Here is a 15,155-nt window from a genome sequence, read left to right on the forward strand (position 1 = left end):
AGTGCGGCACACACTTATCTCAATGTGCAAGCCGATGCTCACAGCAAGGTCGGTAAGAAAGTAGCGAAGCGTCGAGAGTCGCGTAGAAGTAGGCGTTCCCGAAAGTGTCCGAATCGCAAGAATAGAACCAACCGTCTTGCGAACAAAGCCCGCATCCCGGCAGGCACACGTGCGAGGTGGGATTGGCAGTTAAGGGTTCTTGAGTGGCTTTCTAAACTCTATCCACTCACACACGTCTGCGTTGAAGATATTAAGGCACGGACGATACAACGTGCGAAGAAGTGGAATCAATCCTTGAGTCCTTTGGAAGTCGGTAAACAGTGGTTCTATAGCGAAATCGAAAAGCGTTGGGAACTCCTCACACTTCAAGGGTGGGAAACCAAAGAGATACGAGACCAACTTGGACTCAAAAAGTCTTCAAAGAAACTCTCAGAAACCTTTGATGCGCATTGCGTAGATTCTTGGTGTCTGGCACATCATACCGTAGGCGGTTTGGAGATACCCGATAACACGACGCTTCTGTGTATCTCACCGATACCGATAAAACGCAGAGAGTTGCATAGGCAACAGGCAGCGATATTAGGGAAAGGATTGGTCAAAAACACACTCATTCGGCATGTCAAATACGGATTCGCCCGACTCGCTGGTGTTAACGCAAAGGGTTTGTTTTCAATATACAGCATGGAAAACAAACGACTCACAACAAGCGCGAAACGCTCTGACTTCAGAGTGCTCACACGTCTTAACTTTTACTACAGGATCGGTGTTTCCTCCCCTGAATGAATTCAGGGGTTTCCACACCGAAGATAAGAGATGAATAACAACGATATTCAATTGTCCAAATGGCAAAAATTTCGGAAGACGATTATATGGGAATATACCCAGGTCATTGTCGTAGCCCTCATTCTCGTTTTCGGATTCATACGCCCGTTTGTTGTCGAGGCATTCAAAATCCCTTCCGGTTCAATGGAAGACACACTTCTTATCGGGGACCGGATTTTGGTATGCAAATTTATTTACGGCATTAAAATCCCCGGGACGGACATCAAAGTTTTTGATTTCCACAAGCCTACCCGTGGAGATGTTTTCGTTTTCATCCCACCGCACGATCGGGAACGAAATTTCATCAAACGCATCGTAGCCGTTGAAGGCGATACGATTGAAACACGTGGCGACACGCTTTATGTAAATGGCGAAGCAATCGAGGATGGACACTACACGAAATACATGACCTTCAGCCACTTTAGAAGAGGTAATTTTCCGCCGTTCCGTCAACCAGAGTATCTCCCAGAGAGCGATGCTTTTTCTGATTTTGCCCTAACGACAAGCCAATTCAAGCGTAAGTTCCCTGATGGTAAACCGTTCAGTATACCGAAAGGGATGGTGTTTGGAATGGGTGATAACCGGGATCAGAGCAGTGATAGCCGTTCTTGGGGACCTGTGGACGTAAAAGACATCAAGGGACAAGCATTTATGGTGTACTGGTCCTTCAATGCTCGTCCAGCGAAATTGTGGGAAGTGTGGAAAATAGTAGGTAACGTCCGTTTCAATCGAATCGGCAAACTCATCCATGCCTATCCTTAAAACAGATGCATCAAGACAGACGACACCTCATCATTGGAACAGCGGGACACGTTGATCACGGAAAAACCGCGCTCGTAGGGGCACTTACTGGTATGGAGACAGATCGGCTTAAGGAAGAGCGAGAACGCGGTTTGTCTATTGAGTTAGGGTTCGCTTACTTCGATCTCCCAGATAACTCACGAGCAGGTATTGTTGATGTTCCGGGTCATGAAAAATTCATCCGAAGCATGCTCTCCGGTGCTTACGGTATGGATATAGTCCTGTTTGTCGTTGATGCAAAAGAAGGCGTTCAGGAACAGACTCTCGAACACCTGGCAATCTTGGATCTACTCGGAATCTCAAACGGCATTCTTGTCATGACAAAATCGGACCTGGCAACGGCTGATGAGTTGGCGGAAGCAACTGAAATGACGCAGGAGATGCTCATCGGGACAAGTCTTGAAGGCATTCCAACTGTTAGTGTTTCCGCACTCACCGGTGCAGGCATTGAAACACTAAAAGAGACGATCATCAAACAGGTAACCCTCGCGACGGAAAACGAAGAGAAAGATGGCATTCCGAGGTTATACGTTGACAGGGTTTTCACTGTGCAAGGTTTTGGTGTTGTTGTAACAGGCACGCTCATTGGTGGATCGATTCATCGAGACCAGCGGATGGTAATCCTTCCGCAGGGACATACGGTGCGGGTCCGAGGGATACAGGTCCATAATGAAACGGCAGCCGTAGCACAAGCTGGGCAGCGAACAGCATTGAACCTTTCGGGTATCTCCGCACAAGACCTCCAACGCGGCGATGTGCTCTGTCCAATTGATTTTTCACAAGTGACTGACAATATTGACGTGTCAATGCAAGTTCTGTCCTCATTCCCAAGGATACTTGAACATTGGACGCGTCTTCGCGCGTATCTTGGCACCCGCGAAATATTTTGCAGACTCATTCTGCTCGTTGACGACGCCATCCTACCGGGGGATACGGTACAGGTTCAACTCCGCTTAGAAGACCCTATCCTAACGTTCAGAGGCGACAGAATTATTTTACGCGATTTTTCAGCACAATATACAGTCGGTGGTGGTGAAGTTCTTAACCCATTTGCTCCAAAGCATAAGCGGTTCACACTCGAAACCGTCACCACTTTAGCGCAATGGGAAGAAGCCGATGATGCAGAGATCGTGAACACCGTATTAGAAAACAGCGAGACCCTTTGCGTGCCAGAGCCTGCCCTTCACTACTATCTACCACAGTCACAGATGAACGTGAATGCGATCTTGACCGACTTGGAAGCAGACAAAAAAATTGTGCGTTGGGATAAATCGGGTAGGTCGCCGCTTGTTTCGGATGCGGCGCGGACAGCAAACACCAAAGCGAAAATAATAGAAGCGTTAGCAGCGTTCCACTCGGCAGAACCACTCCTTGCCGGTCAAAATGCTTCGCAACTGCGCAGAGAACTTAAATTGGACGAAATCGGTTTTGAGAAACTCGAAAATCGGCTCATCGCCGATGGTCAACTCGCCAAAGAGGGCAATCTCCTCCGGTTGGCAATTCACGAAATCCAATTTTCCCAAGAGGAAGAAACCGCAAAAGAAAGGCTTGAGCAATTATTCTTGGAAGCAGGCATGAACACACCTACTTTCAACGAACTCAGCACGCACCTGCCAGACTATACATCACAGTTGCTGGAATCCACGTTTTTCGCGCTTCTGAATTTAGGGCAGTTTGTCAAAATAGCCGACACCTTCTTTATTCACAAAACCGTTCTTGAGGAGATACAGGAATTATTAACCACTTACCTTCGTAAAAATGATACAATAACCGTTGCGGAATTCCGAGAAACCGCACACACTTCTCGAAAGTATGCAGTCCCTTTCTTAGAATACTGCGACAGTCAGAATCTCACGATTCGAGACGGTAATATCCGAAGGTTACACCCGCGGCAGAGAGAAACATAAACATATCGGTTTAATATCTGCACAGCACTACCAATTATGGGGGAGGATAGGGTCCGGTGGCCCTACCGGTCTTCAAAACCGGCTTGTCCATGCAAGTGGATAGGTGGGTTCGCAACTGGAATAGAAGATGCTAAGGACGCTTCCATTAGTTGAGCAAAAAACATCCCAAAGACGGCACCCATCCTGGATTAAAGCACGGATGCCGAGTGGTGGTAACTACGCCGAACTCAAGCAATTAATGCGGGATCTGCAACTTCACACGGTCTGCGAAGAGGCACGATGTCCGAATATCGGTGAGTGCTGGAACAGTCGGACCGCCACCTTTATGATACTCGGTGATGTTTGTACGCGTCGCTGCATGTTCTGCGCTGTGAAAAAAGGTGCGCCTGGAGGGATCGTTGATGCCGATGAACCGCTCAGGCTCGGTGAAGCCGTCGGTCACTTAAAACTCGAACACGTCGTTATCACCTCAGTCAACCGAGACGATCTCACTGACGGTGGCGCGAGTATTTTCGCCAAATGCATCGCCGAAGCCCGGAAACACCGTCCCGGATGCACCGTGGAAGTCCTCATCCCGGATCTCGAAGGAAATTGGGATGCACTTGCCGTCATCGTGGAAGCACAACCTGAAGTGCTCAATCATAATACAGAAACAGTTCCACGTCTCTATCGCCGCGTCCGCCCGTATGCGAATTACCAACAAACACTGAACCTTCTCCGGACCAGCAAGCATCTGGATGCACAGATGCTCACAAAATCAGGACTTATGGTCGGCTTAGGTGAAACCGTGACAGAACTCTTAGAGACAATGGAAGACCTCCGCAATACCGACTGTGATATTCTCACTGTCGGTCAATACCTTTCCCCTTCCTCACGCCATTTGCCAATCCAACGCTATTATACCCCCGAAGAATTTGAAGAAATCAAAGAAGCAGGCATCGAAATGGGATTTCGACATGTAGAGTCGGGTCCATTAGTGCGAAGCTCCTACCATGCCGGTGAACAAGCAAGGTTAGAACAAAACTAACTGCAGTCATAGCATTTATAGTAAAGTTTAGAATTAATTGGACCTTCCACACCGGTGCGGTTGGGAAACCGCACCTACCAGGGGAGGGGCGAATGTCCATTTATTTTTGGGATTCACTATAATGCCCATCCTACCTCCAATTGCGCGATTCACACATCGCCAGAATTTTCCATGCTTTACATAAAATCTGATTTTTGATAAACTAATATCTAAAGTATCTATTTTTGCAAAAATGCGAAATGTCTCGCGTTTCCTTCACGACACGGTTTCTAAAGCAGTAAGAAATTGGGATTGTTTCACTATCAGAACAAGGAGCGGGAATATGAAAAGGCACATTTTTTCTGGAGCGGCAAGCTACTGTTTACAGATAAAGCACGTAAGTTTATTTATTTTTTTAGTAAGTTTAGCACTTGTTACGATGCCAAGTACAATCACAGCTGGCACTACACCGGATATCCAACCCGTCACGAACGAGATGTTACTCTCATCACAAGACGATCCTGAGAGCTGGCTGATGTATGGACGTGATTACAGAAGTTGGAGATATAGTCAACTCACACAAGTTAACACTGAAAACGTCAAAAAACTCGTACCGAAGTGGGCGTTTCAAATTGGAACACCGTTCGATAAGTTTGAATGTACCCCACTTGTCGTCAATGGTGTGATGATCATTACGACCCCCTACAGCACTATCTACGCTGTGGACGCAAGAACGGGTAAGGAAATATGGCGGTATGATTATGAACTCCCCGACGATTTAGCGATCTGTTGCGGTATGGTGAACCGTGGTGCTGCTATCTTGGGTGATAAGATTTTTTGGGTAACGCTTGATGCTCATCTTCTTGCCCTCGATGCAAAAACCGGCAGGGTCCTATGGGACAGAGTTGTCGGTGATCTGACGAATGCTGAATCCCTCACTGTCGCGCCTTTAGTCGTCAAAGACAAAGTGATTGTCGGCATATCAGGTGCTGAATACGGCATCCGAGGCTACATCGATGCGTATTACGCTGAGACAGGTGAACAGGCATGGAGATTTTACACCGTTCCTTCCAAAGACGAACCCGGCGGCGACACGTGGGAAGGCGATTCATGGATGACAGGTGGCGGATCCGCCTGGGTCACAGGCTCGTATGATCCTGAATTGAATCTCGTCTACTGGGGAACGGGCAATCCCGCGCCAGACTGGAACGGTGCTGTCCGGAGAGGCGACAACCTCTACACCGACTGTATCGTTGCGTTGGATGCGGATACCGGGAAACTCAATTGGTACTTCCAAGCGACACCGCACGACCTGTGGGATTGGGACGGCGTGAGTGAACCGGTTCTCATCGATATGGAGATAAATGGCGCACCGGTTAAAGCGTTAATGCAAGCGAATCGGAACGGTTATTTTTATGTGCTTGATCGGACTAACGGGAAATTTCTATATGCAAGCACATACTGCGAACAGAACTGGACCGGGGGACTCGATGAAAATGGTCGTCCTACTGTCCTACCCGGGGTGTCTACCTCAGAAGAAGGCACGATCCGCGTCTGTCCGGGTGTTGAAGGCGGAAAAAACTGGCCCCCTTCAGCCTACAATCCACTCACAAATTACCTCTATGTCCCTTCGTTGGAACTCTGTGGTTCCTATCACCAAGGGCGCGTTTTCTACATAAAAGGATTGCCCTACGTGGGAAGCGGTATGACAGCGGAGAAAGACGAAGACGGTGATATGATGATGTGGGGACATATCAGCGCGATCGATGTTTCTACGGGTGAGATTAAATGGCGACACAAAACGAACTTCCCCCAATGGGGCGGGTGCCTCACGACAGCGGGAGGTCTCGTTTTTGCTGGCGATTTAGAAGGAAGATTTATGGCACTGTCAGCAGAAACCGGTGAAGTGCTTTGGGATTTCCAGACCGGCTCCGGGGTTCTCGCGCCCGCAATTACCTATCAACTCGACGGTGTCCAATACGTTGCGATAGCGTCAGGCGCTGTGAAGTATGCTGAAGTTAATGCTCGTCAAGGCGGAACTCTTTTTGTGTTCGCGCTCTTTGATGAGTAGCCATCAGCCATCGGCTATCGGCTTTCAGCCAGAGAACGTAGTGGCATTGTAATTGTCAGCAATCACGACACGAACTACTGACAGGTAAAAAAGGAGGTTGCCACGTGAAATACTTTACCACTTTGTGGATAGCCCTTTCCATATTCTCCATTTTAATGCTACCCAATGCCAACGCCAACAGTGCTTTGGAAGAGATTCGGGCAAAGGGAGTCCTAACAGTCTGTATGGATGTCCGAAATCTGCCCTACTCCAATGCGGATCCGGAAGTTCCTGGATTATATGTTGAGATCGCACACTTACTGGCAGAGGAACTCGGTGTTAAGTTGGAACTCCACTGGCTTAACACCCTCCGTGACAGTCTACTCGCTGACATGTTACGTGGACATTGCGACTGTGTAATCGGAGTGCCCATTGAGGAGCGCGCCATGAGTGAAGCAATTCAATTGGGAAAAAACGTTGATTTCTCTAACCCCTTCTTTGGTACCGGCTACGTATTGGTAAAACAGAAAAGTAACCCAGCGTCCCCGAAAACACTGGAGGACATTAAGTTAGAAACGATTGGAACAGAAGCAGGTTCAATCGCAAGCGATGTCCTTCAACAGATGGGATATAATCGTCGCGTTTATCGTTCACAAATTGCGGTGTTGGACGCTCTCAAGAAAGGGCAAATCGCTTACGGATATGTCTGGTCAAATATTGGATGGCTGATTGAAAAGGGTTCCCGAATTCAGCAGCCAGAACAGACAGATACGGCTTACCCTGAATTAGAGATTGTCAAAGAATACATTCCTGAAGCGCGTCTCCGTTGGAATATCGCTATTGCTTTTAGCAAAGATACACCGACCCGAGAAACACGTGAACTTCAAGAGGTTGTTAACACAATTATCGAACAGAAATGGAGTGAAGAAAAACTCAGGGACCTCTGTGAAAAGTATTATTTGCCTTACTTTGCTCCATTTCAGGAGGATGAAAAGAAATGATGTGTTATTCTACCCGCGTTACAGCTTCTCCCGTCCGAATAACTCGGAGATCACGCGATCACGATCATCGTGATGGCATGCCTCCACAGTGGTGCATTTTCCTCGTCTCTCTGGGTATAAGTCTCTTTTTTTTCGCGCCCGTAAATGCCCAAGACTTAGAGGTAGATATTGCCCCCGCTGCACCGAGAGACATTAATTATGAAGAAGACGTAATTGATGGCGCGTTCTACTTCCGTTTGATGTGCTGGAATTGTCACGCCGCACAAACACGCGGTGGCAAAGCACCGGATCTCTTTAAAGCGCAGTGGCTCTACGGATGGACTGATGACGGTATCTTTCAAACCGTATTTAATGGACTTCCAGGGACACAGATGCAAAAGTTTGGTGGCAAACTTTCTGATGAGGCGATCAACATGATTGTCGACTACGTCCGATCGGAACAAGCGAAAGCGGCAGGGGTCTCTTTGGAAGAGATAAAATCTACTGAGGATTGGACACCCTATATGGAGGGTGATGTCAAAGCAGGAGAAACCATTTTCTTCTCAGAAGGGTATGCTTGCGGTAAGTGCCACACAGTTCACGGGAGAGGTGCCACCGGCACTGGAAACGAAATTGGCCCGGATATGACTTATGTCGCTCGCACCCGCTCACCGCAATTCATTGTCGAGTCCATCCTCGATCCGCGCGCGTATATCGCGCCTGAATATGAAATGATTACCATTTTCACTAAGGATGGAAAGGAAATCACAGGTAGGACGCGTCAACAGTATGATCACAGAGACAGATTAGACCCTGAAACAATCCAGATACTCGACGATTCTGGGAAGTTGTGGACAACCTACTTCACAAAGGATATACGGAGCAGTAGTGTGCCACAAGCAGGTGTCATGCCTGAAAACTTCGCAGATATTCTTTCAGTAAAGCAGATGCATGATCTTCTGGCGTATCTGTTTACGTTGAAATAGCCGTCAGCAGTCGGGGCGTTCGTTACGCTCACTCTCGACAGTCGGTCATTCGTTTGTAGGGGTTGCAAGTGTTTGTAATACCTACAATGCGCCACTGATTGTTGATTGTTACGGGAAATTGTCCAAAGTATTAATAACCCGAGTTGCCGCTTTTCATTTACATAGCATCCCTCATGAAGATTAAGAACTTAATCGGGTAGTTTTTACCGATATCCGGTGCGGTTAGGAATGCAGATCGCATGAATCAACGGTATTCATGCAGTGTGGCATGAACCGGGGCGAGTATGCCGCAAAACCGCACCTACCGAGCCTGGGGGAACATAGATTTTCTGACTGCTATTCTGTCATTTAACCGTAAGGAACATTAAAAATATGATTCGTGTAATTATTAATGGGGCATGTGGCCGTATGGGACGACTCATTATCCGAGGTGTCTCCGAACAATCCGATATGGAAATCGTTGGAGCGATTGAATTCCGAGAACACCCACAGATCGGGAGTGATGCGGGTGTTGTTGCCGGTATCGGAGAAATAGGAGTTGCCGTTACAGGTGACCTTGCAGATGTGCTTGAAAACGCGGATGTCGTCATCGAATTCTCGAAACCCGAGGCAACCCTGCAACATCTTCAACAGGTCGTCAACGCCGACAAAGCGATGATCATCGCAACAACTGGATATGACCCCGATGAACTTGCGGCTATTCATGAACTCGCATCACAGATTCGCTGCGTTATGGCCCCGAACATGAGTCTCGGCGTCAATGTGATGATACAAGCACTGGAATTAATCGCCAAAGCCCTCGGAGATGATTACGATATTGAGGTGATAGAGGCACATCACAACCACAAAGCAGATTCACCGAGCGGCACGGCACTCCGTTTAGCAGAGACGGTTGCGACAGCATTGGCGCGTGATTTAGATGAAGTGGGTGTCTATGGTCGCCACGGCATCGTTGGTGCAAGACCGAAAAAGCAGATCGGCATCCACGCAGTGCGAGGTGGTGACATTGCTGGTGATCATACAGTGATGTTCGCAACCGAAGGCGAACAATTAAGTGTCGTCCATCGAGCACACAGTCCAGAGGCTTTCGCCAAAGGTGCGATCCGCGCAGCGAGATGGGTCATCGACGCGCCAAAAGGGTTACACGATGTCAGCGAAGTCCTGTTTCAGAAATAGTAGACACGACCTTTAACCGCAAGGGATATCCAATGATTCGTGTCGTTATCACCGGTGTTTGTGGTCGCATGGGGCGGTGCCTTACACGAGGCATTTCCCAACAATCCGATATGCAACTCGTTGGGGCTGTTCAATATCCGGCACATCCACAGCTCGGGAATGATGCGGGTGTTGTCGCTGGTATCGATAACATTGGAGTCGCCATCACAGGCGAACTTGACGACGTGCTCCATCGTTCAGATGTTGTCATCGAATTTTCAAAACCGAAAGCAGCTTTGGACTACCTTCAACGAGTCGTGGGTGCAGATAAAGCCATGGTGCTTGGAACAACCGGTTTTACCGCCGCCGAACTCGCGAGCATCAAAAATTTCGCATCACGGATTCGGTGTGTAATGGCACCAAACATGAGCCTCGGTGTCAATGTAATGCTCCAAGCATTGGAATTAATTGCCAAAGCCCTCGGAAATGATTATAATATTGAGATGATAGAGGCACATCACAATCACAAAGCAGATTCACCGAGTGGCACAGCACTCCGTTTAGCAGAAACTCTCACCACGGCACTTAAACGAGATTTAGATGAAGTGGGTGTCTATGGCAGGCGCGGTATCGTTGGTGCGAGACCCAAGCAGCAGATCGGCATTCATGCGGTGCGAGGTGGCGATATTGCGGGCGATCACACAGTGCTATTCGCAACCGAAGGTGAGCAATTAAGCGTCGTCCATCGAGCACACAGTCCAGAGGCTTTCGCAAAAGGTGCGATCCGCGCAGCGAGATGGGTAATTGACGCGCCTAAAGGGTTACACGATGTCAGCGAAGTCCTGTTTTAATGGTTTTCAGTTTTCAGTTTTCAGTTTTCAGATAACGAGATATTCGCAGTACGCACACAATACGCGCCCACGAGAAAAAATAACTTTGACCATTAACTCGTGCCTTAACACTTATGAACAGAGGCGAGTTGATGGTCAAAACCGACGACTGATAACTCTCAACTATTTTATTCTACTGCTTATCAGCATGCTATTCATCGCTGGCTGTGACCAAACAGTGTCCGAGAGACAGGTCCGGTACGAGTGGAAAACTGTCATGGAAGGCGATTGGAGTTCACACCTCTACGATGTCCACTTCATTTCCGAAAATCGGGGTTGGGCAGTTGGTAACACTGTAGATTTGACGCCTGGAGCCGATTTTGGAGAAGGTGCGGAAAGCCTCATCATCCATACAAACGACGGTGGCGGAACCTGGCACCGACAGCACAGCGGCGTTTTCGATAATCCTCTGCGAAAATTGTATTTTCGTTCAACATTAGAAGGCTGGTGTATAGGTGAAGGCGGCGTTCTGATCCGGACAACCGATGGCGGACAGACATGGCAGCACATTGCAACCGGCACAGAAAATAATCTGCATGACCTTTTCATTGGCAATGGAACGGGCTGGATTGTCGGCGATTGGGGCACAGTGCTGAAAACGATCGATAGTGGACAGACGTTCGCACAGATAGATGGACAGGTGTTCGGCGGAAACCAGTCATTGAAAGGTGTCCATTTCGTAGACGAAAATCAGGGATGGATCGTTACCTATAGCCCTCCGACCTCATCAAATTCGGGAAACGCTGGCTACATTTATCGGACAACCGATGGCGGAGAAACTTGGGAAGTCCAATTTGAGACAGAAGCCGCCCTGTTCGACCTTCACTTCATAGACAAACAGACGGGTTGGGTTGTCGGGGACAAGCGGAGCGTCTTCGTAACAACCGATGGTGGCAACACATGGGATTTTGTTACTCGAGGCACCAACGAACGCCATAAAAGTAGTTACGGTCAACCGGATTATCTCGGCAATGAGCCATTACATACCTTTACGCTTTACGATATTGACTTTGTAGATGCCCAAAACGGCTGGATTGTTGGTGACTTAGGCGTAATTCTCCACACCTCGTCGGGTGGAAAAGAAAAATGGAAACATCAACGCGGCGGTCCCCGCTTTCATAACAGCGCGGATGCTGTCCTGTTGGGTGTTGATTTCGTCTCCAAGCACATCGGTTGGGCAGTCGGTGAAAACGGCACAATTCTTCATACCCGCAACGGTGGCGTAACATGGGAATCACAATCAAGTCCGAGTCATCTGCTGGTAGGTGTATGTGCTATCTCACCGGATGAGGGATACGTTGTCGGTGACCGGGGTGCGATTCTACGAACCGAGAATGGCGGGGTCGCATGGAGTGCGCAAGACAGTCGGACGACTGAGTGTTTCGGGGCGACCCATTTTGCGTCCGCACAAATAGGATGGGCGGTTGCAGAAGCAGGTGTCGTCCTGCATACGACAAACGGTGGCAGCGTATGGCAACGTCAAACTTCAGGGACACAGCAGGACCTACTTGGTGTCTTCTTCGCAGACGAAAAAAATGGATGGTGTGTCGGAAGCGGCGGTGAAATCATCCACACAGATGATGGCGGAAAAACATGGCAACGTCAAAAAAGTGGAACGAATTGGAACCTCTTTGACGTCCATTTCACCTCCAAACGGCGCGGTTGGACAGTCGGTTTGAACGGAACTATGCTTTCTACAGTTGATGGCGGTGCCAATTGGAAATTGTCAGCTCTCAGCGAGCGATACCCATCTTTTCTATTAGATGCCGTCATCTTTGTCACCCCAGAGATAGGATGGGTCGTAGGATTAGATTTACGCAGTTTGGGTATGGATGGGTTGATCCTATATACCGAGAATGGTGGGAAGACCTGGCAACGTCAAGAGAGTCATACCCGCAATTTCCTTGACGACGTATTTTTTATATCAAAAACAGAAGGCTGGATTGTTGGAAAAGAGGGGCTTGTCCTCCATACAAAGGATGGTGGACAACATTGGAGACCTCAGCACACAGATACCAGAACGGATCTGAAGGCTATCCACGTAAGTCGGAGAGGTAGTGGATGGGTGGTGGGCCAAAACGGAACAATTCTCAGATATGAAGCCGTTCCGTGAATAGTTATCGGTCATTGGCTTTCAGAGGAAATGGTTATCAGTTATCAGTTGTCAGTCACAAGAGGTATCTGGTAACAATTCACCTCAGGTTGGAATATTCCAAGTTTCAGAAGATTGTTACAGAGTGTCCCTTCACTGAAAACAGATAATTGATGACTGAAACTGTTCTTCTGACAACTCACGATGATAACAAAGGAAAAGCAACATGACAGACGAACAAAAATATCTATTTGACCTGCAAGGCTTTATCGTCCTGAAGAATGTTATCCCCCAAGCAGTCGTTGAGGCGTGTAACACTGTGTTAGACCAGTACGAGAATATGCCACCGGACGACTATCCACCTCCGCTATGCCTCGGCACACAGCGAACGGAGAAAGAACTCTACATCTCCAATATCTTGGAGGCGGACAGTGTATTCAATCCACTCATCGACATTCCAGAGGTACTGGACATCATCCAAGGTGTAACGAGCGGTCCGTATCGGCTCAACCATACCTACACAATCTACCGGTGGGGTGGCGGTTTTACAGGGTTGCACATGCACGGAACTCCGATTATCCCGAAATGCCAGTATCATTGCAAAAACGGAGAGATGGTATCAACCTTAACGAAAGCGGTCTTTCCGATGCTGGATTGCGATGTGGAGGACGGGTGTTTTGCCGTTATACCGGGCGCACATAAGAGCAATTTCCCAAAACCTTGGGGTGGTCACCCCGATGAAAACCCTGTGCTGACACCGATTCCAGCGAAAGCAGGGGATGCAATCATTTTCACGGAGGCACTCACACACGGATCCGTCATCAATGTTTCCGGTAAACCCCGTCGGACGCTCTATTACTGCTACAGCATTGGCTACATGCCAGATTGGGGTGGTCAAGGGCTGCACTTCAGTCCAAACGTTATGGAAAACCTCAATGAAGCCCAACAGTCAATCCTTCATCTCAAGTAAACAGTTAACAGTTTTCAGTAACACTTCTTGTGGCGGCACTAAAAATACATATTTGCCACAATTTGATAAACTGATGACTGGTAACTATAAAGGAGAACACTTTGATCACGATCGCAGAACGGTTAGAAAAACTTCCACCCTATCTTTTTGTAGACTTGCGCCAAAAAATGCAGGCGGCACAAGCACGAGGCGTTGACGTGATTAGCCTCGGTATCGGCGACCCGGATCTTCCAACACCTGATCCAGTTGTCGCAACCTTGTGCAGCGCGATTCAAGACCCTGAAGACTCCGACCGGCACCGTTACGGGTGTGATAACCCGGTTGACGACTTTCCACAAGCGGTTCTCGACTTTTATCATCATCGTTACGGGGTTACATTATCTGATGATCAAGTCGTAACAACGCTCGGTAGCAAAGACGCAATTGTCAAAATGGCACTCGGTCTACTCAATCCGGGTGATATTGGTATAGCAGCGAGTCCAGGCTATCCGACCTACAATATCGGACACGTCTTCGCCAGCGCAACAACCTACTATGCGCCGCTTCTGCGAGAAAACGATTTTTATGTCGACTTCGACGCTATTCCTGATGAAGTGAAACGCCTTGCCAAAGTCCTCTGGATTAACTATCCAAACAATCCGACAACCGCCACCGCCGACCTTGATTTTTTCGAGCGCGCCGTGGAATTTGGCAGACAAAATAACATTCTCATCGCGCATGACAACGCCTATAGCGAGAATACCTACGACGGTTATCGCTCACCAAGCATATTGCAGGTGGAAGGTGCAGCTGAAGTAGCTGTTGAGTTTTTCTCATTAAGCAAAGCTTTCAATATGACAGGATGGCGATTGGGATTTGTCGTTGGCAACCCAACCGCTGTTAGCGCAGTCAGGGCAGTGAAAGATAACATCGACAACGGGTCACTCCGGTCGCTTCAATTCGCCGGTGCAAAGGCACTTTCAATAGCGGACGAGATTACACCAGCAATCAACGTCATTTATCAAAAACGCCGCGATATGGTGGTAGATGCCCTCACAGACAGTGGATGGACGATCGAGAAACCGAAAGCGACAATGTATGTTTGGGCACCCGTCCCTGAGCGTTTTAACGGTTCAAGTCGTGCCTTTGCAACGGCACTGCTCGAGGAAGCAGGTGTTGTAGTGACACCGGGTCTCGGGTATGGGCAGTGGAGCGAAGGCTATTTCAGAATCTCGCTTACATATCCAGACGCAGTGATTGCAGAAGCAATTTCTCGGATACGCGGTTTTTAATTATACCTTGCGGTTCGGTGAGCGGGTTTATAGTAAAGTTTAGAATTAATGAGACACTCTAAAGAGGCGAGGAGACAATCCTCGCCAGCGGTGCGGAGGGTTGTTTCGCTGAGCAACTGTCTACATATTTTTCGATTTTACTATAAAAACGTGAGTTTGATAAAAGTGTGAAGTTGGGTTTCGCTGCCGTTATTGACACAGAAAGTGTCTTGAAAAACGGTATAT

Annotated in this window: 12 protein-coding genes; all 12 read left to right on the forward strand. The window is 48.3% G+C overall.

Translation table 11 applies throughout. The features are described 5' to 3' along the window. On the forward strand, positions 1–783 hold a 783-nt coding region (locus tag J4G07_14160; protein MCE2415139.1), incomplete at its 5' end, for an RRXRR domain-containing protein. A 30-nt stretch (positions 784–813) separates the two neighbouring features. Further along, positions 814–1,584, forward strand: coding sequence for a signal peptidase I (gene lepB / locus J4G07_14165; protein MCE2415140.1), 771 nt, complete (start codon positions 814–816; stop codon positions 1,582–1,584). A 5-nt stretch (positions 1,585–1,589) separates the two neighbouring features. Continuing rightward, complete coding sequence (gene selB, locus J4G07_14170) at positions 1,590–3,530, forward strand: selenocysteine-specific translation elongation factor (GenBank protein ID MCE2415141.1); 1,941 nt, start codon at positions 1,590–1,592, stop codon at positions 3,528–3,530. Between the two features lie 127 nt (positions 3,531–3,657). Beyond that, the gene (gene lipA, locus J4G07_14175) at positions 3,658–4,557 is read left to right on the forward strand and encodes a lipoyl synthase (protein MCE2415142.1); all 900 of its coding nucleotides are present in this window, start codon (positions 3,658–3,660) and stop codon (positions 4,555–4,557) included. Positions 4,558–4,975: 418 nt separating this feature from the next. Further along, entirely contained in the window at positions 4,976–6,607 is a 1,632-nt protein-coding gene (locus J4G07_14180; protein MCE2415143.1) for a PQQ-dependent dehydrogenase, methanol/ethanol family, read from the forward strand. Between the two features lie 104 nt (positions 6,608–6,711). Next, on the forward strand, positions 6,712–7,587 hold the full coding sequence (locus J4G07_14185; GenBank protein MCE2415144.1) for a transporter substrate-binding domain-containing protein: 876 nt from the start codon (positions 6,712–6,714) through the stop codon (positions 7,585–7,587). Next, positions 7,584–8,552 carry a c-type cytochrome gene (locus tag J4G07_14190; GenBank protein MCE2415145.1) on the forward strand — a complete coding sequence of 323 codons (969 nt, stop codon included), beginning with the start codon at positions 7,584–7,586 and terminating at the stop codon, positions 8,550–8,552. Before J4G07_14185 ends, J4G07_14190 begins: the two co-directional genes overlap by 4 nt. Before the next feature lie 372 nt (positions 8,553–8,924). Beyond that, positions 8,925–9,728 (forward strand): 4-hydroxy-tetrahydrodipicolinate reductase, encoded by an 804-nt coding sequence (locus J4G07_14195; protein ID MCE2415146.1) that lies wholly within the window; start codon positions 8,925–8,927, stop codon positions 9,726–9,728. Between the two features lie 35 nt (positions 9,729–9,763). Continuing rightward, on the forward strand, positions 9,764–10,558 hold the full coding sequence (locus J4G07_14200) for a 4-hydroxy-tetrahydrodipicolinate reductase (protein MCE2415147.1): 795 nt from the start codon (positions 9,764–9,766) through the stop codon (positions 10,556–10,558). Positions 10,559–10,643: 85 nt separating this feature from the next. Then, positions 10,644–12,710: a hypothetical protein gene (locus J4G07_14205; protein ID MCE2415148.1), complete on the forward strand. Its 2,067-nt coding sequence runs from the start codon at positions 10,644–10,646 to the stop codon at positions 12,708–12,710. Between the two features lie 205 nt (positions 12,711–12,915). Next, positions 12,916–13,659, forward strand: a complete 744-nt coding sequence (locus J4G07_14210) for a phytanoyl-CoA dioxygenase family protein (protein MCE2415149.1) — start codon at positions 12,916–12,918, stop codon at positions 13,657–13,659. Positions 13,660–13,760: 101 nt separating this feature from the next. After that, on the forward strand, positions 13,761–14,930 hold the full coding sequence (locus J4G07_14215; protein MCE2415150.1) for an aminotransferase class I/II-fold pyridoxal phosphate-dependent enzyme: 1,170 nt from the start codon (positions 13,761–13,763) through the stop codon (positions 14,928–14,930). Positions 14,931–15,155: the final 225 nt, after the last annotated feature.

Source organism: Candidatus Poribacteria bacterium (assembly GCA_021295715.1).
Classification (GTDB): Bacteria; Poribacteria; WGA-4E; order WGA-4E; family WGA-3G; genus WGA-3G.